23 protein-coding genes are annotated in these 21,126 nt (G+C 68.6%); 12 read left to right on the forward strand and 11 right to left on the reverse strand.

What is annotated here, in order from left to right; translation table 11 throughout:
- The first annotated feature begins 107 nt into the window (after window positions 1-107).
- Both LOK44_RS13520 and purU read left to right on the forward strand, forming a co-directional pair.
- The gene (locus LOK44_RS13520) at window positions 108-1,841 is read left to right on the forward strand and encodes a PGRS repeat-containing protein (protein WP_283817806.1); all 1,734 of its coding nucleotides are present in this window, start codon (window positions 108-110) and stop codon (window positions 1,839-1,841) included.
- A 124-nt stretch (window positions 1,842-1,965) separates the two neighbouring features.
- On the forward strand, window positions 1,966-2,901 hold the full coding sequence (gene purU / locus LOK44_RS13525) for a formyltetrahydrofolate deformylase (RefSeq protein ID WP_237570530.1): 936 nt from the start codon (window positions 1,966-1,968) through the stop codon (window positions 2,899-2,901).
- Window positions 2,902-2,914: 13 nt separating this feature from the next.
- Here purU and LOK44_RS13530 read toward each other — a convergent pair whose 3' ends face one another.
- Both LOK44_RS13530 and LOK44_RS13535 read right to left on the reverse strand, forming a co-directional pair.
- On the reverse strand, window positions 2,915-3,598 hold the full coding sequence (locus LOK44_RS13530; RefSeq protein WP_237570531.1) for a VldE C-terminal domain-containing protein: 684 nt from the start codon (window positions 3,596-3,598) through the stop codon (window positions 2,915-2,917).
- A 143-nt stretch (window positions 3,599-3,741) separates the two neighbouring features.
- Entirely contained in the window at window positions 3,742-4,545 is an 804-nt protein-coding gene (locus LOK44_RS13535) for a hypothetical protein (protein WP_237570532.1), read from the reverse strand.
- A gap of 714 nt (window positions 4,546-5,259) precedes the next feature.
- Between LOK44_RS13535 and LOK44_RS13540 the strand changes: the two genes are divergently transcribed.
- Window positions 5,260-7,065: a diguanylate cyclase gene (locus LOK44_RS13540; RefSeq protein ID WP_237570533.1), complete on the forward strand. Its 1,806-nt coding sequence runs from the start codon at window positions 5,260-5,262 to the stop codon at window positions 7,063-7,065.
- An 8-nt stretch (window positions 7,066-7,073) separates the two neighbouring features.
- On the opposite strand, the gene LOK44_RS13545 is transcribed toward LOK44_RS13540, so the two are convergent.
- Genes LOK44_RS13545 through LOK44_RS13575 form a run of 7 tightly spaced genes read right to left on the reverse strand, consistent with a single transcriptional unit; the run spans window position 7,074 to window position 9,727 of the window.
- Complete coding sequence (locus LOK44_RS13545; RefSeq protein WP_237570534.1) at window positions 7,074-7,640, reverse strand: hypothetical protein; 567 nt, start codon at window positions 7,638-7,640, stop codon at window positions 7,074-7,076.
- Window positions 7,637-8,161: a DUF6286 domain-containing protein gene (locus LOK44_RS13550; protein ID WP_237570535.1), complete on the reverse strand. Its 525-nt coding sequence runs from the start codon at window positions 8,159-8,161 to the stop codon at window positions 7,637-7,639. The genes LOK44_RS13545 and LOK44_RS13550 overlap by 4 nt, the downstream gene beginning before the upstream one ends.
- Window positions 8,158-8,532, reverse strand: coding sequence for an Asp23/Gls24 family envelope stress response protein (locus LOK44_RS13555; protein WP_237570536.1), 375 nt, complete (start codon window positions 8,530-8,532; stop codon window positions 8,158-8,160). Before LOK44_RS13555 ends, LOK44_RS13550 begins: the two co-directional genes overlap by 4 nt.
- Window positions 8,525-8,704 (reverse strand): hypothetical protein, encoded by a 180-nt coding sequence (locus LOK44_RS13560; protein WP_163919472.1) that lies wholly within the window; start codon window positions 8,702-8,704, stop codon window positions 8,525-8,527. Before LOK44_RS13560 ends, LOK44_RS13555 begins: the two co-directional genes overlap by 8 nt.
- Window positions 8,701-8,964, reverse strand: coding sequence for a hypothetical protein (locus LOK44_RS13565; protein ID WP_237570537.1), 264 nt, complete (start codon window positions 8,962-8,964; stop codon window positions 8,701-8,703). The genes LOK44_RS13560 and LOK44_RS13565 overlap by 4 nt, the downstream gene beginning before the upstream one ends.
- Window positions 8,961-9,248: an Asp23/Gls24 family envelope stress response protein gene (locus tag LOK44_RS13570; protein WP_237570538.1), complete on the reverse strand. Its 288-nt coding sequence runs from the start codon at window positions 9,246-9,248 to the stop codon at window positions 8,961-8,963. Before LOK44_RS13570 ends, LOK44_RS13565 begins: the two co-directional genes overlap by 4 nt.
- A gap of 5 nt (window positions 9,249-9,253) precedes the next feature.
- Window positions 9,254-9,727 (reverse strand): Asp23/Gls24 family envelope stress response protein, encoded by a 474-nt coding sequence (locus LOK44_RS13575; RefSeq protein WP_237570539.1) that lies wholly within the window; start codon window positions 9,725-9,727, stop codon window positions 9,254-9,256.
- Window positions 9,728-9,900: 173 nt separating this feature from the next.
- Between LOK44_RS13575 and LOK44_RS13580 the strand changes: the two genes are divergently transcribed.
- From LOK44_RS13580 to LOK44_RS13620, 9 genes are all read left to right on the forward strand, one after another.
- Window positions 9,901-10,461 (forward strand): RNA polymerase sigma factor, encoded by a 561-nt coding sequence (locus LOK44_RS13580; protein ID WP_237570540.1) that lies wholly within the window; start codon window positions 9,901-9,903, stop codon window positions 10,459-10,461.
- Entirely contained in the window at window positions 10,452-10,895 is a 444-nt protein-coding gene (locus LOK44_RS13585; RefSeq protein WP_237570541.1) for a hypothetical protein, read from the forward strand. The genes LOK44_RS13580 and LOK44_RS13585 overlap by 10 nt, the downstream gene beginning before the upstream one ends.
- 3 nt (window positions 10,896-10,898) lie before the next feature.
- Window positions 10,899-11,657 (forward strand): type II restriction endonuclease, encoded by a 759-nt coding sequence (locus LOK44_RS13590; protein WP_237570542.1) that lies wholly within the window; start codon window positions 10,899-10,901, stop codon window positions 11,655-11,657.
- Window positions 11,658-11,703: 46 nt separating this feature from the next.
- Entirely contained in the window at window positions 11,704-12,783 is a 1,080-nt protein-coding gene (locus LOK44_RS13595) for a DNA cytosine methyltransferase (protein ID WP_237570543.1), read from the forward strand.
- Between the two features lie 141 nt (window positions 12,784-12,924).
- Window positions 12,925-14,571: an ABC transporter substrate-binding protein gene (locus LOK44_RS13600; protein WP_237570544.1), complete on the forward strand. Its 1,647-nt coding sequence runs from the start codon at window positions 12,925-12,927 to the stop codon at window positions 14,569-14,571.
- Window positions 14,572-15,609, forward strand: a complete 1,038-nt coding sequence (locus tag LOK44_RS13605) for an ABC transporter permease (protein ID WP_237570545.1) — start codon at window positions 14,572-14,574, stop codon at window positions 15,607-15,609. It begins immediately after the preceding gene.
- Window position 15,610: 1 nt separating this feature from the next.
- Window positions 15,611-16,573: an ABC transporter permease gene (locus tag LOK44_RS13610; RefSeq protein WP_237570546.1), complete on the forward strand. Its 963-nt coding sequence runs from the start codon at window positions 15,611-15,613 to the stop codon at window positions 16,571-16,573.
- On the forward strand, window positions 16,570-17,571 hold the full coding sequence (locus LOK44_RS13615; RefSeq protein ID WP_237570547.1) for an ABC transporter ATP-binding protein: 1,002 nt from the start codon (window positions 16,570-16,572) through the stop codon (window positions 17,569-17,571). Before LOK44_RS13610 ends, LOK44_RS13615 begins: the two co-directional genes overlap by 4 nt.
- On the forward strand, window positions 17,568-18,548 hold the full coding sequence (locus LOK44_RS13620; RefSeq protein ID WP_237570548.1) for an ABC transporter ATP-binding protein: 981 nt from the start codon (window positions 17,568-17,570) through the stop codon (window positions 18,546-18,548). Before LOK44_RS13615 ends, LOK44_RS13620 begins: the two co-directional genes overlap by 4 nt.
- 3 nt (window positions 18,549-18,551) lie before the next feature.
- Here the strand turns inward: LOK44_RS13620 and LOK44_RS13625 are convergent, their stop codons facing one another.
- Together LOK44_RS13625 and LOK44_RS13630 are read right to left on the reverse strand one after the other, a co-directional pair.
- Window positions 18,552-20,255: an Hsp70 family protein gene (locus tag LOK44_RS13625; protein WP_237570549.1), complete on the reverse strand. Its 1,704-nt coding sequence runs from the start codon at window positions 20,253-20,255 to the stop codon at window positions 18,552-18,554.
- Window positions 20,256-20,346: 91 nt separating this feature from the next.
- Window positions 20,347-21,093: a DUF3159 domain-containing protein gene (locus LOK44_RS13630; RefSeq protein ID WP_308192740.1), complete on the reverse strand. Its 747-nt coding sequence runs from the start codon at window positions 21,091-21,093 to the stop codon at window positions 20,347-20,349.
- Between the last annotated feature and the right edge of the window lie 33 nt (window positions 21,094-21,126).

A 21,126-nucleotide genomic window follows, 5' to 3' on the forward strand; every position in this document is an offset into this window, starting at 1 on the left:
AGGGAGGCTCGGCCTCGCGACCAATTCGCGACAGCCACCGGCGTGCATGACCTGTCACTCGACAACATTGCGTTACTGGCTCTGACGAGCCCGAATAGGAGCTTGACATGAAGAATTCCCTCTACGCCGCGGGCATCGCGATTGCAGGCGCCGGCGCACTGAGTGCGTTGTCGACCGGCACCGCCCAGGCGGCACCCACGCAGTTCGCGCCGCTGGCACCGGAGTCGTCGCAGTGCGTCCTCGCGCCCACCGAGTGCGGGACGCAAACGCTGGGCGCCAGCCTCTCCTTCGTTCCGAACGCGTTGGCGGCGGCATCGACCATCACCTTCGGGCCGGTCGAGCCCTTCCACACCTTCTACTCGAATGATCCCTTCTACGGCCTCATCGGCATCGCAGGGATCATCCCCATCTTGAACATCTTCGTCAGCAACGGCGTCGACGGCGCAGCCGGCACCGGTGCCAACGGCGGCAACGCCGGCTTGTTCCTCGGCTACGGCGGCCTCGGCGCCTCCGCGGCTCCCGGTGTGGCAGGCGGCAACGGCGGCCGGGGCGGACTGTTCTTCGGCAACGGCGGCAACGGCGGCGTCGGCGGACTCGGTGCTACCGGCGGCAATGGCGGAAATGCCGGACTACTCGCACTATTCGGACACGGCGGTGACGGCGGCCTCGGTGGTGCAGGCACGCCCGGCACGCCCGGCACCTCGGCAGGCGCCGCAGCCGCGAACGGCACGACCGGCGCGAACGGCACGGGCACGGGCACGACGGGCGCCAACGGCATCAATCCAGCAGGTAGCGGCGTTGCAGGAGTCGCGGGCGCAGCCGGAGTGGCAGGCACCGGCGGTGCAGGAGCACCCGGCAACCCGGGTGATCCCGCCGGCGCAGGCGGTGCCGGCGGAACCGCCGGTGCTGCGGGTACCGGTGGTGACGGCGGCCTTGGCGGCAGCGGCACTCCGGGCGGCAACGGCGCAGCAGGTGGCGCCGGTGGCGCATCGAGTACTGCGGGTGGCACTTCCGTCGGTGGTGATGGCGGCGACGGCGGCAACGGCGGAACCGGTGCTACCGACGGTGGTGCAGGCGGTGCCGGAGGCGCCGCGGTGAACACCAACGGGGCGGCCATCGGCGGGGCAGGCGGCGTCGGCGGCGACGGTGGAATCGGAGCGGCCGGCCAAGCTGGCGGCACCGGGAACGCAGGCGGCGCGGGCGGTGCAGGCAGTAACGGAACCGTCGTTGGTACCGCGGGAACCGCAGGCACCGCGGCAGGCGCAGGCGGCAACGGCGGTAGCGGCGGGCTGTTCGGTGGCGGTGGTGCGGCCGGTAGCGGCGGCACCGGCGGAACCGGCGGCGCGGGTGGCACCGGACAAGCGGGCGGTGCCGGCGGCGACGGCGGCGCTGGCAGCACTGGCGGCACTGGTGGTAACGGCGCTGCCGGCGGCAACGGCGGGGTCGGCGGCGCGGGCGGCGCAGGCACCGGAGGCGGCGTCCTCGGCGTCGGCGGAACCGGCGGCGAGGGCGGTTCGGGCGCATCGGGTGGCCCGGCAGGCGCTGGCGGAACGGGTGGAACCGGTGGTTCCGGCGGGACCGGGGGCACCGGTGCTGCAGGCGGGACCGGCGGCACCGGCGGGACCGGCGGCGCAACCGGCACTGCGGGTGGCAGCGGCCTCTTCGGGCACACCGGCGGGTCCGGTACCACCGGCGCCACGGGTGGGACCGGAGCGGCTGGGGCAACCGGAGCGACCGGCACCGCCGGCTCGACCGGAGCAACCGGAGCGACCGGCGGGTCCGGCACTGCCGGCGCCGGTGGTAGCGACGGTGCCGACGGCGCCGATGGAGCCTCCTCCTAGAGGCTCCGCATAACGGGTAGCCAACGACTCTGACCGGTCAGTACTGCCAACACACCAGGGGCGTCGGCCATGCCGGCGCCCCTGGTGTTACGTCACGAGGAAGTCAATCGACAGGGGTGTGGTCATGACGGATCGAGCAGACGCGAACGTATCGGCGGAGCAGGACGGCGGGCACTATCCCGACCCCGGCCGGGAGACTCGACGAATTCGGGACGTGGGCCGTTTGCTGCTGCACTGCAACGACCAACCCGGCCTGGTGGCCGCAGTCACCGACTTCCTGGCCAAGGCCGGAGCGAACATCGTGTCACTGGACCAGCACTCGACCGAGCACTCCGGCGGAACGTTCATGCAGCGCACCATATTTCACCTTCCCGGGTTGTCCGCGGCGCGCGACGCGCTGGAACGCGACTTCGAACACCAATTGGCTCGGCGCTTCGGCATGGACTTCGCGTTCACCGAGGCGGCCAAGCCCAAGCGGGTGGCGATCATGGCGTCGCGGACCGACCACTGCCTCCTCGATCTGTTGTGGCGCAACCGACGAGGCGAACTCGACATGTCGGTGTCGATGGTGATCTCCAACCATCCCGACCTGGCCGATCAGGTGCGACCGTTCGGTGTGCCGTTCATGCACGTACCGGCGAACGAGGCGGTCCGCGACCAGGCCGAGCGGCGCCAACTCGACCTGCTCCGGGGCAACGTGGATCTGGTCGTGCTGGCGCGCTACATGCAGATCGTCACGCCCGCATTCCTGACCGAGGTGGGGTGCCCGATGATCAACATTCACCACTCATTCCTACCGTCGTTCGTGGGCGCTGCACCCTATCGTCGAGCGCGGGAACGTGGCGTGAAACTCGTTGGCGCCACGGCACATTACGTCACCGAGCACCTCGACGAGGGCCCGATCATCGAGCAGGACGTCGTGCGGGTGGATCACCGCCACGGCGTCGACGACCTCGTCCGCCTGGGTGCCGACGTCGAACGTGCCGTGCTGTCGAGGGCCGCTCTGTGGCACTGCGAGGACCGCATCATCCGCTACGGGAATCAGACCATCGTCTTCTAGTCCCGAGGCCGGCTCAGCGGTAGTACAGCTCCTCACCGGTCGGGTATCCCCCGCCGGTGGTCGTGATGTGCACGTGGTCGAAGTGCCCTGCGCCGCCTCCGGACGGGCCGCCGGGCGTGTAGTACACCCCGCGCCAGATCGCGTCCTGCATACCGAAGCGCTTGGCGTTCTTCAGCACGAACGCCACGATCTCATTGCCGAGCGCGATGCCGGATGTCGAACCCGGGTTCGGGATCATCACGTCGATCGCGAGGCCGTTCGGGTGCCACGGCAGCGGATCGGATCGATGTCCACCGATGCTGGTGATTTCGGGGAACGCCTTGCTGATGGCCCTGGCGACCAGGATGGTCTTGATCTGCAGGCCGCTCTCCGGGGCAAGCCCGGCGGGCAGGAGTTCGGGAGGCTTGGCGGCCGTACGCCACCGCGACGACGACACCAACTGCGCGGGACCTGCCTGCGCGCCCTCCTGCGGAGCGACGACCGGTGCAGGAACGAACTCGTCCGGGGCCGAGACGACCTCGAGGCAGCACGGTGCGGCGGCGGCCACGGGTGTCACGGGCGCCGGCGCAGCCTTGACCATGGCCGTCTGCGGCTGTACGTCTCCCGCGGAGGCGAGGAGTACCGCGATGGGGCCGATCACCGTGGCGGCGAGAACCGATGACGTCCGCCGCTTACTGGCTAACGCATGTCGTCCCACTGGCAGCACCCTACGTTTGAATCGGGGTTCGACTGGCAAATCCCGATACCGGACCGTTCGCTCGCTGTTACAGAACCGTGACTATAGCTGCGCGCCTTTTGATGCCGCAACCGTCTGGTCAACATTCGAGCAGGTCACGATCACTAGGCGGTGGCGAGATCACCCATCGTCTGAAGGTTGCCGCGCTGCGGCCACGAGCGCTCGTGCGCCGAGCGGTGCGGCGTCGCGGCCCCGACCAGACCGGCGCGACCGGGCTGCAGCGAGCGGCGCACCTGCGTCATCTCCCGGATGATGGCCTCGATTTGATCGGACTCGCCGTGCGCCGCGAACGTGCGGCGGTCCCACCACATCATCTGGGTCTGGTACCGCTCGTTGGGATAGGGAGTCGCCGGGATCGCGGCGACCACTCCGCCCGACGACCGCCACTGCTCGAGGATGTGCGCTGCCGTCGTTGCCATGCAGAAGTCGACGTCGAAGATCGCCATCGCGTGGAAGCCACTGCGGGCGATCATCTTCGCCCGGTGCCGCCCTCCGGTCGGGTCCTTGGCAAGCCAGGCGGCCTTCATCTCGAGGATGCCGTTGGGCACGCGCTCGTTGATCATCTCACGCACCTCGGACTCGCCGGCCTGGCCTGCCCACTCCACCACGGCATGTGAGTCGTCCGCGGAACGCAGCGGACCCTTCGCCCGCACCCCGCCTACGACGCGGCCGTCGACGTCGGTCAGGGCCCAGAACAATCCGGTGTCATCGGCGCACTGCGCCCGGTCGGAGTCCAAGGCATCGCTGACCCCGAAACGTTCGTAGCTCGCGACCGCACCGCGGTGATAGTCCGCGAAGAGCTCGGGTTCCGCCTCGGGCGTCGCCATCACCATCGTGCACTCCGCCACCGGATCCCAGCATGCAGCCCGAGTGAATCCGTCGAACACCGTCGCCTCGCGAAGCTTCACAGAGTCATCCCTCTCTGGTGGCGTGCACCGGACGATGCAACGCGATCCGTATGGTCGATATAGCAATACCATACCTTTTGTATTTTTATGGCTTTAGCTGGTACTTCAGTTGCATAGTTATTGTTTAGCAACGTAAGTTGCTATGCAGGCATCGCCCGGCGACGACCCAACGACGCCCGAAACCGCAGGCTCCGATGACGGGCTACGCAACCGGCTCCCAGGTCCCGCCATCACGGCCCCGGGGCGGCCGGAACGAAAGGAGTTGTCGCCGAACGACTTCGGCAGATCAAGATCAGCCGGCTGAATGCGGCGGTTCCGCGGCGAGCAACGCCGGAGCAGTGCGGGCTCGCACCATCGCCCGTCGCGCGCCCACCGATCGGATGGTGAGCAACCCCGTTGCTGGCCACCCCGACACCGGCCGCGACACGCCGAACATGCGAGACGGCAAGGGCTATCGGCACGGGTCGTGGGGGTTCAGCGAAGAAACGACGGCGACGCCAATAACCGGCTAACGGAGCGTGTCGACTCCCAAGTTCGGGAAAGCGGAGGCCAATCGGGTAGGGTCGGGATCTCCAGCCGCACCGGTTCAGACGTTGAGCAAACTTTCACATCCACCAAGCGAAGTTCGATAGCAAAGCAACGAAGGTGGCTGGGAGCCGAGCCGTCGGACGTCGGGGAAACTGTCATGGCGATTTCGGTGTGCGGGGGCACCCAATGAGGCATCGCGAGCCGTTCGTCGGGGACGAGGATCCGGGTACGGGTCCGGTCGCCATCGACGCGTTCGTCAAGGCGCCGACCCACAACGGTCATCGCGAGCCCGGCCAGAACGGTCGTCCGCATCCCGCCGCCGACGGTCGCTCGAACGGCCGGGCGCACACTCCCCCGAACCTCCGCATCGACCCGCCGACCGCAACCCCCACTCACCGGCCCGCCACCCACGAACCCCGTGGTCCGGACGCCGGCAGCGATGCCTTTGCGCAGATCATCGACCACAGTCCCGATGCCATCTGCATCCACCAGGACGGCCGATTCGTCTTCTTCAACGCCGTCGCGGTGCGGCGACTCGGCGCGCGAAGTGCGCGCGAACTGCTCGGCCACGCGGTGTCCCGGTTCGTACACGCCAGGTCGGTACCTCAGGTCGTAGGCCGAACGGCCGCGCTGCGCCGCCCCGGCGACGCGTCCCTGCCGTTGCGGGCCACGATGGTCTGCGTCGACGGCGCCGAGATCCACGTCGAGGTGCTGTCGGTGATGACGACGTGGAAGGGGGCGACCGCCTACCAGCTGATCCTGCGGGACCTGACCGACGTCCGCGCCACCCAGGACGCACTCGCCCAACAGGCGGCGCTGGTGGAGAACGCCGGCGACGCCATCATCGCCGTGACCCGCGCCGGCATGGTCACGAGCTGGAACCCCGCGGCCGAACGGGTCTATCTGCGACCGGCCCACCGTGCGCTCGCCCTCCCCCTGGAGATCGCCGTCGGAGCGGCCATCGACCCGGCCTCCGTCGTACGCGACGGCGGGGTGACCCACGCCTCGCACTACGCGATGGACGGCACCGTGCGCACCATGCGGGTGTCGGCGACCGAGTACGACGACGGCTTCGTCCTGATCTGCTCCGACGAGACGGCGCTGCGCCGCGCGTCGCGCAATCTGCGCACCGTCATCAACGCGCTACCCGAGGGCATCTTCGTCATCGACGAGAACGGCTGGATGCTCACCATCAACCCGGCCGCACGCCGCATCCTCGGTCTCGACGGCCAGCCAGAGGACTTCAGCGTGCATGACCTTCCCCTCTACGACGCGGACGGCGCGCTGCTGCGGCCTGGGGAGCGGCCGATCGCGCGTGCGTTCACCACCGGGCTGCCGACGATCGGGCGCATCATGGGCATCGACAGGCCGGACGGGCGGCGCGTCTGGCTGTCGGCGAACTGTCAGTTGCTCCATCCCGACTCGCCGGACCGGTCGCCGGTGCTCGTGTCGTTCACCGACGTGACCTCGCAGCGGGCGGCCACCGAGCACCTGGCCTTCCAAGCCGCGCACGACGGTCTGACCGGCCTGCCCAACCGCGCTCACATCATGGAGACCATCGACGCGCTGCACCGTAGAGCCGGACTCCTGCGGGCCGTGCTGTTCATCGATCTCGACGACCTCAAGACCGTCAACGACACGCTGGGGCACGACGTCGGCGACACGGTGCTCCAGGCCACGGCCAACCGGCTGTGTTCGGCAGTCCGCAGGAACGACATCGTCGGACGGTTGGCGGGTGACGAGTTCGTCGCACTGCTGATCGGGGAACTGGAGGACGGAGCGCTCGAGCGATTCGTCGGCCGCATCCGCGACGTGCTGACCGAGCCGATCGAAATTCCTGGGGGCACACTGCACCTCGGGGCAAGCATCGGCGTCATCGACACCCACCGCGACGACTCGCGCGACGCGGCGACGCTGCTGCGGGACGCCGACGCGGCCATGTACGCCGCGAAGGCGACCGGCCGCAAGGTCAGCGTCTTCTCCCAACGCTGACCCTGCGATCAGCGCACCGCGGCGTGCGTCCGCTTGGCGTCGACCCGCAGTCGGGTGCGCACGGCCACCGCGTCGCCAAGCATCTCCCTCAGCGCACAGGCGACGTCGTCGGCGGCTCGCACACCACTGCTGAGTCCCTGTCGCGCAGCGACCGTCACGTCCAACGTCACCGTCGGCGTACCGCGCTCCCTGGTGGCCCTGGCGTTGGCCTTGAGCACCGCGGGTTCGTCGCGCAGAGCCTGGGTGGCGGCGTCGACCACACCCGCGACGTCGGCGGTGAGGATCGCGTTGTCCGGGGCGCCGGGTGCCTGGAGCCGGACCGGGGGCGGCTTGGCGGCGCGCCGGTGGGCGGCGAGCCAGCGCAGACCCACGAGGATCAGCACGACGCCTGCGACTCCACAGGCCCACGTCCACCACGGCTGTGCGGCGGCGTCGAGGGACGGTGCCATGGAGAGGGTCTCGATCGCACCGTCGGACCTGGTCCGCCACGACACGGCGGCCAGGCCAACGGCCACCAGGCCGAGGCCGAGCAGCAGCACGGTCAGTCGGTCGACGAATTCGGCTCGGCGAGTCACGTGGTCGCCTCCGTTCGGGTCTTGACGCGGATGCGTACGGGATGGGTGAGCGCGGCCAGTTCGCTGCCGATCGCCTGCTCGATGGCCTCGCGCGACACCGGGCCCGTGACGAGGCAGCGGACGGTGACCCGTCGGCGCGTGGCGGAACTGTTGGCCTTCAGCACGCCGGATACGGTTTCAGCTGCAGCAGAGGCGATTCGGGCCACCTCCCGAACGTCGAGGTACACCGCTGAGTCGGCGTCGACGTCGACAGTGCGCCTGCGCCGCGGCTTGAGCGCGAGGACCACGCAGAACAGGCCGAGGACCAGCGCGACCACGCCGACCGGCAGCAGCCACGAGCCGGCGACGAGGCCGTCGAAGAGCCGCAGGACGGCAGGAATCCAGGCCGAGCCGTCGATTACGCCTGCGCCGAGGAGCGCGTCGCGAACGCCGACGGCGCCAAGGCCGACGAGCAGCAGCGCCATCAGGGCCGCGAGGTAGCTCGCCCCCGCCGCTTGCCTCGGAGCGGTCGCGGTCGTCATGACACCCTCCGCTTCGGCGTACCGGCACCGGGCGGAAGGACGGTGGCCACGTGCACGTCGACCCCGTCGACGACGAGGCCGCTCATCGTGGCGAGCGCGTGGGTCACGCTCTGCGCCACGGCGCTCGAGGTCTGGGCGAGCGGGCGGCGCCATTCGACGGCGACCGCGACGGCCGCACGGACGTGGTCGCCCGACACCACCACGTCGGCCCTGGGGAGTTCGCGGCCGGTGATCCGGTCGACTCCGGTGCTGCGACGGTCGACGCCGTCGCAGTCCAGTGCCGCCGCGATCACGAGCCGCTCGACGGCCCGGTCGCGCACGGTGAGGCTGCCGCGCTCGCCGGCATCGGCGGCTGCGACGGTGTCAGCCACGACCCCGCCCCCGCAGCAGTGCGACGACGTCGAATTCGCCGTCGCGGTGTCCGCCGACGGCGTAGCCGATGGCTCCCAGCACGAGGGCGAGCAGGAAGCCGGTGAAGCCGCCTGCAGCCGCCGCCACTCCAAGCAGTAGACCGGCGAGCAGGCCGGCAGTTGCGGTGGTCATTGTTTCCTCCGTTGGTGATCGAACGTTCGTGGTTGGTCGAATGGGCGCGCGAAGCGGCCGGAGTTCCTGCGGCGGTTCCACCACCGCGTGGCGCGGCGACGGGTGCGGGCGAGCCGACCCCGCGTGGTCGCGACGATGACTACGCGGGCATTGGCCTCGTTGAACGGGGCGCCCTCGAGTGCGGCGATCAGGAGTTCCGGATCGCCGCCGACGTCGGGATGGTGGCGGCGGATCGCGGCCCGCCGCCGCTCCGACGTCATGGGCGGACGGCGGGTGCGATGTCCTCGACCGTGACGTCCACGGTCGGGCCCGGCGCCACGAGGGACACGGCATCCCGGACCGCGGCTGCGGTCCTGCGGACGTCGACGCCCTCGTGCACCGTGACGTGCACGTCGACCGTGTCGTCGGCGATGCGCACCCCGGTCACGCGGCGGCCCGGCAGGTAGGTGCCGACCTCGCCGAACATTCCGGGATGCAGTGCGGCCACACCGGGCACGGCGAGTATCGCGGCGGCGATCGAATCGGCGAGTTCCGTTTCGGACATGTCGGTCACTCGACGCGCGTCAACCCGCCGGCCGGGCTCTCCTCGGCGGAGCCGTCAGCGACGTGGATGTCGTGCACCGTGATGTCGACCTCGACGACCTGGAGGCCGGTCATGCGCTCGATGGCGGCGATGACGTTGCGGCGGATGCCCGATGCGAGGTCGGAGATCGAGACGCCGTACTCGACGACGATGTCGATGTCGACGGCGGCCTGGGTCTCGCCGACCTCGACGGATACGCCCTGCGAGTGGTTGACGGATGCGCCGGGGATGCGCTCGCGCAGTGCGCCGACGGCGCGGCTGGCCCCGCCGCCGAGGGCGTACACGCCGTTGACCTCGCGTGCGGCCAGGCCGGCGATCTTCGACACGACGACGTCGGCGATCACGGTCTTGCCCTGACTCGAGGTGATCGTTCCGGTGCCGCCCTTGGCGACGGCCGAGGTGCCCTCGGATGTGGTGGTGGATTCCTTGGCGCTGGTCATCTGTTCGGTGTCCTTTCGATGGGTACGCCTGGTAAGACGGGGCGTAAGTGGTAAACCGAATACCCCGTCGGTGTGGTCCTCACCACAGCAACCCGAGCGCCGTCGGCTCCGAATGATCGAGGTGCGCTCGTCAGAGACGCAACTGCGCATGCATTGGGAGGGAACCGGCAACCATGCTCGACACCACGATCGACGGTGGGCAGGAGCGAGCGCTGGCGGCAGCGGCCGTTGCCGGTGACCGGGCGGCCTTCGAGGAACTGATCCGCCTGCACGGGCCTGCACTGCACCGCTACGCGCGTCGGATGACGCGCGACGCCGATGCGGTGTACGACATCTTGCAGGAGACGTTCATCGCGGCGTGGCGCCAGATCGGCACGTTCCGGGGCGAATCCACCGTCCGCACGTGGCTGTTCACGATCTGCGCCCGCAAGGTAGTCGACTCGCACCGAGTCAAGCGAGCCATCCCCATCGACGACCGCCTGATCGAACCCGTCGACCCGTCGCCGACGTCGGATCCCTTCGCCACCGTGTCGAACGAAGAGTTCCTCGACGCGCTGGAGGCGGCGCTGGGTGAACTGCCGCCCCGGCAGCGCTCGGCCTGGTTGTTGAGGGAAGTGGAGGAATTGACGTTCCCTCAGATCGGGACCATCCTCGACTTGAGCCCCGACAGCGCGCGCGGTCAGCACCACCGCGCACGCGCCACCCTCCAGCAGAGGCTTCAACGATGGCGATAGGTGACTACGACTCGATGGGTACGTTCGCGCATGCCGGTCGCGCGCTACGCGCGGTGCCCGATCACGGCTGGGATGCCATGGAGGACCGCATCATTCGCGCGGTCCGCGACACCCCGCGCGGAGGCTGGCCCATCACGGTGACCGATCCGACCGGTCGATCGCAGCTCGGCACGCTGGCGGTCAGCGACCTCGCGCTGCGCACGGCGCTGTCACGCGCGATCCGGCCCGACCCGGACAGCTTGCTGCTCGACGTCACCGCCGACGTCCGTGACGGGGAACTCGTCTCGGTCACCGTGGCGCTGTCCGGCCGCTACGGCGTCGACCTGCGCGACGTCGTGGCGCGCGTCGAGCGGATCTGCGCCCAGGTCGTCGCCGACGTCGTCGGCCCCACCACCGCGAGCATCGAGGCGACCGTCACCGACGTGCACCGCTGACCCGTGGTGCCGGTGGAGGAATGGCTGCGCGAGCAGTGCGCCGATTACGGCTGGGGGCTGGGCGGTGTGTTCCGCAGCCGGGGTGATCACGCCTGGCCGCTGATCGCGCACGGCCCGGAGGACCTCGAACAGCAGTTGACCGCCGGCGGGCACATTCTGCCGCTGCCGAAGGAACCGGCAGCACTGGCCAACGTGCTCGAGGTGGGCATCGTCAGCTTCCTGATGGATCGGGCCGAGGACGTTCCCGGTGCGACGGCGGCACGCGGCACCGAGCGGGGGTACCCGGACGTCGAGTTCAGTGGTGACGCATTCGGCGGCGGCTTCCATGCCGTCGACATCAAGGTCGCCAGGCGGGCGGTCGGGGCGCGGGGCAATCCGCTGGGGCGTACGCAGAGCCGCATCACGCTCTATACGGGCAACACGTACTTCCGGCATCCCCGGATCTCGTTCCCCGGCGTCATGCGGCCCTTCGCGGACTACGCGTCCCACCTCGACGTGCTTGGCATCTACACGCTCGACGAGACGGGGCCGGGCCGGGTCGCGGACCTCGAGCTGATCGTGCAGCAGCCGTGGCGGATCGCGAGCAGGCACCGGTCGTCGACCACCCGCGAGTACATCGGCGCGGTCGACAAGATCGAGGATCTGCGGGCGGGTCGCGGCGAGTTCGCCACCGAATCGGAGTTCTACGCGTTCTGGCGCAAGTTCCCGTTCAAGACGGCACGCGCGGTGGAACTGTTGCTGGCCAAGGAACTCGACAGGTAGGCCCGGCTACCCGGGATTCGTCGGTGGGTCATGGGATGCTCTTGCCATGGCCAGCACGGCGAGCACCAGGAGGGCGACGGCGATCTCGCTGTTCTCCGGTGCGGGCGGTCTCGACCACGGTGCCGAAGCCGCCGGTTTCGACGTGCGGGCCGCGGTCGAACGCAACCGCGACGCGGCGCTGACGATGGAGAAGAACTTCTCGGGACTGGCGTCGCCGGTGATCCAGAAGGACATCCTCGAGACCAGCACCGCCGAGATCCTGCGCGCGGCAGGACTGCGCAAGGGGCAGCGCCCCGATCTGCTGCTCGGCGGGCCGCCGTGCACCCCCTTCTCCAAGAGCGGTTTCTGGCTGGAGTGGAAGCGTTCGGGGCTCGATCCCGACGCATCGCTGCTGCAGGAGTACACCCGGGTGCTGCGCGAGGCCAGGCCGCGCACCTTCGTGCTGGAGAACGTCTACGCACTCACCTACGACAACCGCGCGAGCCGGCCTGCGCTGCAGCGGCTGCTCCGGGAGATAGACGAAGCCGGCTACGCCTACCACCTCGACGTCCTGCACGCCGCCAACTTCGGTGTGCCACAGGCCCGTCCGCGACTGTTCATCGTCGGCGCCCCGAAGGGCAGGCCGACGCCCGCGCTTCCGGTACCGACGCACGGCGGCCGCTGGGAGCGGCGCGACACCGGCAACGGCGAGCGTCCGTTCGTCACGTCGGGCGAGGCGCTCGCGGGCCTGATCTGCGACCCCGAACCCGAGGAAGTGCTCCGCGGCCAGTACGCACCCCTGCTCGATGAGATCCCGCCGGGTGGGAATTACCTGCACTACACGGCAGAACGCGGACATCCGGCACCCAAGTTCGAATGGCGCAGCCGCTACTGGTCCTTTTTGCTGAAGTTGGACCCGGCCAAACCGTCACCGACCATTCAGGCCCAGCCCGGACCGAACGTCGGGCCGTTCCACTGGACCAACCGGAGACTGCGTGCCGCGGAGGTGAAGCGGCTGTTCACGTTCCCCGACGAGTTCGAACTCGTCGGGAGCAGGGCCAGTGTGCAGGCGCAGCTGGGGAACTCGGTACCGCCCCTGCTCGCCCGCCAAGTGTTCCTTTCGGTCAAACGTTCGCTACGTCCGTAATACTTCCGGCGAAATTGTCACATTCCTGAATGTTCGAGTTGCCATTCGGGGATTTTCGGTGAAGATGCTCTACGGACACGTCGACAGGCGTACAGCTTTAGGACACCGACCGGACAGCCCCGGTCCACCGGAGGAGACTCGATGAGCACAGTGCGCAAGCTTTCCACCGCCGTCTGCGTGACGGCCCTGACCATGGGGCTCGGTGCATGCGGTGGCGACGAGAGTTCGTCGGGCAGTGGGGGCACCGGTGGGGACATCAACGTCACCATGACGTCGTTCCCCGACTACATCGATCCGCAGCTGTCATACACGGTCGAGGGCTGGGAGGTGTTGTACAACACCTACGTTCCGCTGTTGACGTACAAGCACGCCAAGGGAGAGGCAGGCACCGAGGTGGTGCCCGGCCTGGCATCGGAGATGCCCAAGGTATCCGCCGACGGCAAGACCTACGAGCTGAAGCTCCGGCAGAACATGTTGTACTCCGACGGCACCCCGATCAAGGCCTCCGACTTCGCCTACGCGGTTCAGCGCCTGTTCAAGGCGGACTCCGGTGGCTCGGTGTTCTTCGAACCGATCGTCGGCGCAAGCGATTACGCCGAGGGCAAGGCCGATCGGATCGCCGGGATCATCACGAACGACGGCACCGGCGACATCAAGATCACCCTGACCGAGCCCAACGGCACCTTCGAGAACGTCCTCGGCCTGCCGTTCTCGGCGCCCGTTCCGCCAAGCACTCCACTGGACAAGGACGCGACCAACGATCCGCCGCCGTCCAGCGGACCGTTCATGATCTCCAGCGTCGAGGCGCCGCAGACGATGACGATGGAGCGCAACCCCAACTTCCAGACCGTAAAGGACGCCGGCGCAACCGAAGTCGCCGACGCCGCCGTCGACAAGATCACGATCACGCAGAACAAGAGCAACTCGGCCCAGGTCACGGGCGTCGAGCAGAACACCATCGACTTCATGGTCGACCCGCCGGACGCCGACCGGCTCCAGGAGGTCAAGACGCGCTTCGGGGAACGGTTCCGCCTCGAGGAGTCGATCAACACCTACTACTTCTGGATGAACAACCAGACGGCGCCGTTCAACGACGTGCGGGTGCGCCAGGCCATCAACTACGCCATCGACCCCGAGGCGCTCAACCGCGTCTTCGGTGGACGGATGCACCCGACGCAGCAGATCCTGCCGCCGGGCATGCCCGGGTACGAGGAGTACGAGCTGTACCCCGGTCCGGACATGAACAAGGCCAAAGCGCTTCTGGCGGAAGCAAACCCGGCCGACAAGGACATCACCGTCTGGACCAACGACGAGCCGGACCGCAAGCGCATCGGCGAGTACTACCACGACCTGCTGATCCAGCTGGGGTTCAACGCCACGCTCAAGGTCATCGCAGGTGACGTCTACTTCACCACCATCGGCAACCAGGCCACCCCCGACCTCGACACCGGGTTCGCCAACTGGTTCCAGGACTTCCCGCACCCGGACGACTTCTTCCGGCCGCTGCTCAACGGCGCGAGCATCCTGCCAACGAACGGCAACAACTTCTCCCGCGTGAGCATCCCCGGCCTCGACGCGAAGATGGACGAACTCCTCGCCAAGCAGCTCTCCGACGGCGGCGTCGAGCAGCAGTACGCGGCGCTCGACAAGTCGTTCATGGAGCAGGCCGCGTGGGCACCCTACGGCAACGAGCAGTTCGCGACGTTCACCTCGGAGCGCATCGACTTCGAGAAGGCCTACAACCATCTGCTGTTCAATCAGGACTACTCGGCCCTGGCTCTGAAGTAGATGGGCGCCCCCATCGGGGACGTCGAGGCACCGGGCGAGATTCCGGTACCCGTCGGCGTCCCCAGTGAGTCGATTCGTGGCCGCAGCCCCTGGTATCTGGCATGGCTTCGGTTGCGCGGCAACAAGATGGCATTGGTGTTCGGTGCGCTGTTCGTGCTGATCGTGCTGCTGTGCCTGGCCGCGCCGCTGTGGGCCGAGCACGTCGCGCACACCGGCCCAAACCAGAACCACATCACCGACAAGGTGTTGATCGACGGGCAGGAGACCTACGTCGTGTCACCGGACGGCACGCCGCTGGGCCCCGGCTTGCACGGCCGCTACCTCCTCGGCGCGGACCAGAACGGGCGCGACGTGATGGTGCGGCTGCTCTACGGCGGCCGTACGTCGATCTTCATCGGCGTCGCCGCCGCGGTGGTGACCACGGCCCTTGCCGTGCTCGTCGGGCTGGCGTGCGGGTACTACCGCGGCTGGATCGACGCGATCCTGTCGCGAATCATGGACGTGGTGTGGGCCTTTCCGGTCCTGCTGCTCGGCATCGCGCTCGGCACCGCACTCGCACTGGGGGGCTTGAAGATCGGCGGACTGGTCGTCGCCGGCGATTCGTTGTGGATCCCCATCTTCATCATCGGCCTGGTGTACGTGCCGTACATGGCGCGACCCATCCGCGGCGAGATCCTGGCCCTGCGCGAGAAGGAGTTCGTCGAGGCCGCGGTGGCGCAGGGTTCCGGGCCGTTGCGCATCATGGTCGCCGAGCTGCTACCCAACGTGATGTCGACGATCATCGTCTTCTTCACGCTCAACATCGCCAACAACATGCTGCTCGAGTCGTCGCTGTCGTTCCTCGGCGCCGGTGTGCGCGCGCCGAACGCGTCGTGGGGCACGATGATCGCCGACGGGTACCAGACGATCTACACCGCGCCGCACCTGACGATCGTGCCGGGCGTGATGATCGTGCTGACGGTGTTGGCGCTCAACGTGTTCGGCGACGGGTTGCGCGACGCGCTGGATCCGCGCGCCAAGATCAGGCTGGAGCACTGACATGGGGCGCTTCGTCGCACGGCGGCTACTCGGCATGCTCGCGGTCCTGTTCGCGATCTCCATCATCGTGTTCCTGATCTTCAACGTGATCCCGAACTCCGACCCAGCTGCACGCATCGCGGGCAAGAACGCCAACCCGGAGCTGATCGCGCGCGTCACGGCGGATCTCGGCCTCGACAAGCCGCTGCCCGAGCAGTATGTGACGATGATGCGGCAGATCTTCACCGGGGAACTGACGTCGTACGCCAGCTCGCAGAACGTCGTCGAGCAGATCTGGAAGGGTTTGCCGGCCACGCTGTCGCTGTGCATTGGGGCCGCGGTGATCTGGATGGCGCTGGCACTGGTGTTCGGCTATCTCAGCGCCGTGCACGCGGGCAAGTTCACCGACCGCGCGTTGACGATCCTGTCGCTGGTCGGCATCTCCGTCCCGGTGTTCTGGCTCGCGGCGATCCTGCTGTACTACCTCAGCTTCAAGGCCCAACTGTTCCCCACCAGCAGCTACGTTCCACTGGGCAGGGACCCGGTGGACTGGGCGTACCACCTGATCCTGCCGTGGCTCACCCTGGCGGTGCTCTACGTCGGCTTCTACAGCCGCGTGCTGCGCTCCAACATGCTCGACGTGATGAACGAGGACTACGTGCGTACTGCGCGCGCCAAGGGCATCAGCGAGCGTCAGGTCAGGATGCGCCACGTGCTGCGGAACTCGATGATCCCGGTCGTGACGCTGTTCGGCCTCGACTTCGGCGCCGTCGTCGGCGGCGGGGCCATCCTCACCGAGACCGTGTTCAACCTCAACGGGGTCGGGCTATACGCCGGGCAGGCCATCGGGAGTCTCGACCTGCCGCCGCTGATGGGCGTCACCATCTTCGGTGCCTTCTTCATCGTGCTGTTCAACACCCTCGTGGATCTGGCGTACGCGTTCCTCGATCCACGCATCCGACTGGGAGAGGCGGCACCTTCGTGATCCTCGAAGTCGACGACCTGCGGGTCGGCTTCGCCACCGACGGCGGCGTGGTGCAAGCCGTCGACGGGGTGTCGTTCGCGCTCGACGAGGGCGAGATCCTCGCCATAGTGGGCGAATCCGGCTCCGGCAAGAGCGTCACCGCGCAGACCCTGATCGGGCTGACGCGCGCCCCCAACGCGACGATCACCGGTTCGGTCCGCTTCGACGGTCTCGAACTGACCGATCTGGACGACGAGCGCCTGCGGGCAGTCCGCGGCGAGCGGATCTCGATGATCTTCCAGGACCCGATGACGTCGCTGAACCCGGTCTACCGGGTGGGCGACCAACTGGTGGAGATGATTCGCGCGCACCGCGACGTGTCGAAGCGCGAAGCCCGCGACCGCGCGGTGGAACTGCTACGCACGGTGGGCATCCCGAATCCCGAGCGACGCGTGCGCGACTACCCGCACTCCTTCTCCGGAGGCATGCGCCAGCGCGTGATGATCGCGATGGCACTGTCCCTGGATCCCGACGTCCTGATCGCCGACGAGCCGACCACCGCGCTCGACGTGACGGTTCAGGCGCAGATCCTGCGATTGCTCGAGGACCTCAACCGGGAGCGGGGGCTTGCGGTCGTCTTGATCACCCACGATCTCGGCGTGGTCGCGGAGATCGCCCACCGCGTGGCGGTGATGTACGCCGGGCAGATCGTGGAGAACGCTGGGCTCGACGACCTGTTCTACGATCCGCGCCACCCGTACACGTGGGGTCTGCTGGGCTCGCTGGCGCGGCTCGATCAGCCGAATCCCCCTCGCCTGCCACAGATCCCAGGGCAACCGCCGTCGCTGCTGCACCCACCGACGGGTTGCCGGTTCGCGCCGCGCTGCCCGCACGAGTTCGATGCGTGCACGATCCCGCCGGAGCTGGACCGCGATCGCTGCTGGCTGGATCTCGATCAGAAGCGCCTGCTGCGTGACGTCGACGGCCGCATCGGCCTGCAACGGGTGGTGAGCACGTGAGCGAGCCGCTGCTGGAGGTCACCGACCTGGTCAAGCACTTCCCGATCCGATCCGGCCTCGTGGTCGAACGTGAGGTCGCCAAGGTGCGGGCGGTCGACGGCGCGAGCCTGTCGCTGCGCAGGGGCGAAACCCTCGGCCTCGTAGGAGAATCGGGCTGCGGCAAGTCGACGCTGTGCCGGACGATCCTGCAGCTGGTCGATCCGACCTCGGGGTCGGTGCGGTTCGAGGGCGAAGAACTCGTCGGGCGCAACCGGCGGCAGATGCGACCGTTCCGCCGGCGGATGCAGATGATCTTCCAAGACCCCTACGCCTCGCTGAATCCGCGCAAGCGCGTGGGTCAGATCATCGGCGATCCGATGGAGATGCACGGACTCGCCTCGGGTCGAGACGTCGAGGGGCGGGTGCGCAACCTGCTCGACCGGGTGGGGTTGCGGCCCGAGCACGCCGAGCGCTTCCCGCACGAGTTCTCCGGTGGGCAGCGACAACGCATCGGCATAGCCCGTGCCCTGGCGCTGGAACCCAGCCTGATCATCGCCGACGAACCGGTCTCCGCGCTCGACGTGTCGGTGCAGGCGCAGATCGTCAACCTGCTCAAGGACCTGCAGGACGAACTGGGCCTGGCCTACCTGTTCGTGGCCCACGACCTCGGCGTGGTGCGGCACGTGTCGCACCACGTGGCGGTCATGTACCTGGGCCGGATCGTCGAGAGTGCCACGGCCGCCGAACTCTACGAGCACCCGCTGCATCCCTACTCGCACGCGTTGCTGTCGGCGGTCCCGGTGCCCGACCCGAGAGCGAACGCGGCACGGGAGCGTCTGGTGCTCGAGGGTGATCCGCCGAGCCCGATCGACCCACCTCCGGGCTGTCGCTTCCACACCCGTTGTCCGCGCGTCGGTGACGATTGCCGGGTGGACGACCCCCCGTTGGCCGAACTCGCGCCGAATCACGTTGCGGCGTGCCATCACCCGCTGCTGTGAGCGTCAGTAGGGGAAGAGCGGCGGCTGCTGGTAGACCGGCGGCGGCACGGGCGTGTTCGGCACCTGAACCGGGATGGGCACCGGCACGAACGGCACCGTGATGTAGCTCGTCGTCATCGGGGGCGTGGTTGTCGTCGTGGTCGTGGTGGTGGTGGTCGACGGCGTCGTGGTCGTCGTGGTGGTCGTCGACGGCGTCGTGGTCGTCGTGGTGGTGGTCGTCGTCGTGGTGGTAGTCGTGGTGGGTGGCGTGGTGGTGACTGGCCGCTCCACGGTGACGGTCTCCGGCGGCGGTGGAGGTACCTCGGTAACCGGGGGCCCAGGAGGCGGTTCGGCTGCGGGCGGGGGCAGGTCGGACTGCGGAGGGGGCTGCGAGGTGATCGGCGGCGCCGTGGACGTCGCGGTCACCGGCGCGGTACTCGGGCTGGGTCGCGACTCGTCGGTGGCGCTGGTCAGCGCGATGGCGACGCCTCCAACCGCGATCAGGGCCACGGCGGCAGCGACGCCGAACGCCAATTGCGGCACCCGTTGCCAGGCGCGCGGTTCTTCGTGCTGCGGCACCGCGTCGGTAGGCGTCCCATGGGGCTCCTCGCGGACGTAGGTGTCGGGGCCGGTGTAGGGCACCGGGTCCTCGGTGTCCTGGTCCTGCGACCACGCCAGTGCTCTGAAGGTCGCCGTCCCGGGTGCCGCCTGGCTGATCGCCTCGGTGACGACAGCCGCATGCGCAACACCGGTCTGGGCATCGGAGTCGGCAGCGTGGGCGGCGAACACCGCGGCGCCCACTGCAGCGTCGAGTGCCGGCTGCGGCGTGGTGACCACGGGGGACCGGGTGTGTGCGACGAGACGCTCACCGATCAGCGGTATCCGCGCACCACCGCCGGCCATCGCGACCGCCGTCACGTCGGACCAGTGAACTCTGTTGCGAGACAACAGATCGTCGAGTTCGGTGAGCACCGCGGTGATCGGACCGTCCAGCAGCGCTTGGAGGTCACCGCGGGTGACCGTCGCGATCGAGTGGTGGCCGGGCAGTTGGACGCCCACTTCGGTCGATGCCTGCTCGGAGAGTCGTTCCTTGGCGCGGCGGCACTCGTCGCGTAGCAGGGCGAGGGAGCCGACGGCTGCGGTTCCCGCCGGGTCGACCCCGCCGGCGTCGGCGATCCGGTCCAGGACGTCGGTCATCAGCGCCTGGTCGATCTGATCGCCGGAGAAGTCCGCAATCCGTCGCGTCTCGATGGCCTCGAAAGAAGAGGCGGCGTCGGCCAGGGTGACGGTGGTCCCCCCGCCGCCGAAATCCATCAGGGCAACGACGCCGCTGGTCGGCAGACCGGGGTTCGCGTGCAGTGCGGTCAGTGTGGTGACGGCATCGGACACCAGGCGCGCGGGCACGCCGCCTGGAGCCAGGTTGGGTCTGCCGCGCATCGCGGAGCGCAACGCGCGCAGCGTCGCGCCGTTCCAGTGCGCGGGCACCGCGATCGCGACCGGCGCGGTACCGCGGGCCATCTCGTCGAGCACCGCGGCGATCAGGTCGTCCGCCAGGTGCCTCGACCCGTCGGCAGCGACCAGCGGTACGGGGTCTCCGGCGCGCTCGACGAATCCGCCGAGCGACTGGCCGGACACCGTCAGCACCGACCGACGGGTGACGGGTGTGGTGCCCACCCGAGCCGCGACCATGCTGGTGGTGCCGATCGACAACCCCAACGGCTCGCTCATGATCAAGCCACCATAACCGCCGCGGGCAGGCGCTACTGCCGGGACACTCCGCCCCTCGGTGATGCGTGGCGACCGAACGGTGTTCTGAGGACTAGGTTTTGACCCGCCGCGTCTTCCTCGTCAACGCCGATCCGGCCATCCCGACGACGATCAACGTGATCCCGATCGCGGCGGACGTCGACTCCGACACCCAGCCCACGATGCCGACCACCAGGACGAACGGCGGCAGCCAGTCGAGCAGCCGACGTGGCGATTCGGGCTCGTCGGCGCCCGCGTAGTCGGGGTAGAACTCGGTGAACTCGACCGCGAAGAGCATCGCGCCGATGGGCAGGATCCAGCCCGTCCAGAAGTCGGCGGATCCGTGGGCCACGATGCCGCCGATCGCACCGACGATCGCCGAGAAGGTGAACGCCGCCGCCCACACCGCGGAGATCGCATAGTTCACCTTGGAGAACTGCGCTGTGCCCCAATACTCCTCGGGCGTGGTGTCCTTGGCGTAGGCCACGGTGAACGGCCGTTTGATCAGCAGCGTGACGATCGCGAACGCGGCCAGCGCGACGTTGCTCACCTCACCGGCCCAGGACTCGAGCCATCGGATCATCCCGTCGGAGGCCACCAGGCCCAGTCCTGCCATCACGACGAAGAACGCGACGCCGAACACCTCGAGGAGGTGCACGGGGATCGCGCGTCGCCATCCGACCCACAGCGTCAGCAGCGACAGGCCCAGCGCCGCCGAGGCGGCCTCCTCGAACCGTCCCGGACCCGACAGGACGGACAGGAGTATCCACGGGGCGATGCCGGCGAACGGCGATTTCACGTATCCGTCAATAAATCCCACGCCGGAATCATATGCGCGCGCCCGCCGGTGTGT

Origin of the sequence: Mycolicibacterium lacusdiani (assembly GCF_021916785.1) — a bacterium.
In the GTDB taxonomy this organism is placed as follows: Bacteria; Actinomycetota; Actinomycetes; order Mycobacteriales; family Mycobacteriaceae; genus Mycobacterium; species Mycobacterium lacusdiani.

Coding starts and splice junctions, on each gene's coding strand:
- LOK44_RS13520 (WP_283817806.1), top strand. CDS start 108: ATGAAGAATTCCCTCTACGCCGCGGGCATCGCGATTGCAGGCGCCGGC.
- purU (WP_237570530.1), top strand. CDS start 1,966: ATGACGGATCGAGCAGACGCGAACGTATCGGCGGAGCAGGACGGCGGG.
- LOK44_RS13540 (WP_237570533.1), top strand. CDS start 5,260: ATGAGGCATCGCGAGCCGTTCGTCGGGGACGAGGATCCGGGTACGGGT.
- LOK44_RS13550 (WP_237570535.1), bottom strand. CDS start 8,161: ATGACGACCGCGACCGCTCCGAGGCAAGCGGCGGGGGCGAGCTACCTC.
- LOK44_RS13560 (WP_163919472.1), bottom strand. CDS start 8,704: ATGACCACCGCAACTGCCGGCCTGCTCGCCGGTCTACTGCTTGGAGTG.
- LOK44_RS13565 (WP_237570537.1), bottom strand. CDS start 8,964: ATGACGTCGGAGCGGCGGCGGGCCGCGATCCGCCGCCACCATCCCGAC.
- LOK44_RS13570 (WP_237570538.1), bottom strand. CDS start 9,248: ATGTCCGAAACGGAACTCGCCGATTCGATCGCCGCCGCGATACTCGCC.
- LOK44_RS13575 (WP_237570539.1), bottom strand. CDS start 9,727: ATGACCAGCGCCAAGGAATCCACCACCACATCCGAGGGCACCTCGGCC.
- LOK44_RS13580 (WP_237570540.1), top strand. CDS start 9,901: ATGCTCGACACCACGATCGACGGTGGGCAGGAGCGAGCGCTGGCGGCA.
- LOK44_RS13585 (WP_237570541.1), top strand. CDS start 10,452: ATGGCGATAGGTGACTACGACTCGATGGGTACGTTCGCGCATGCCGGT.
- LOK44_RS13595 (WP_237570543.1), top strand. CDS start 11,704: ATGGCCAGCACGGCGAGCACCAGGAGGGCGACGGCGATCTCGCTGTTC.
- LOK44_RS13600 (WP_237570544.1), top strand. CDS start 12,925: ATGAGCACAGTGCGCAAGCTTTCCACCGCCGTCTGCGTGACGGCCCTG.
- LOK44_RS13605 (WP_237570545.1), top strand. CDS start 14,572: ATGGGCGCCCCCATCGGGGACGTCGAGGCACCGGGCGAGATTCCGGTA.
- LOK44_RS13610 (WP_237570546.1), top strand. CDS start 15,611: ATGGGGCGCTTCGTCGCACGGCGGCTACTCGGCATGCTCGCGGTCCTG.
- LOK44_RS13625 (WP_237570549.1), bottom strand. CDS start 20,255: ATGAGCGAGCCGTTGGGGTTGTCGATCGGCACCACCAGCATGGTCGCG.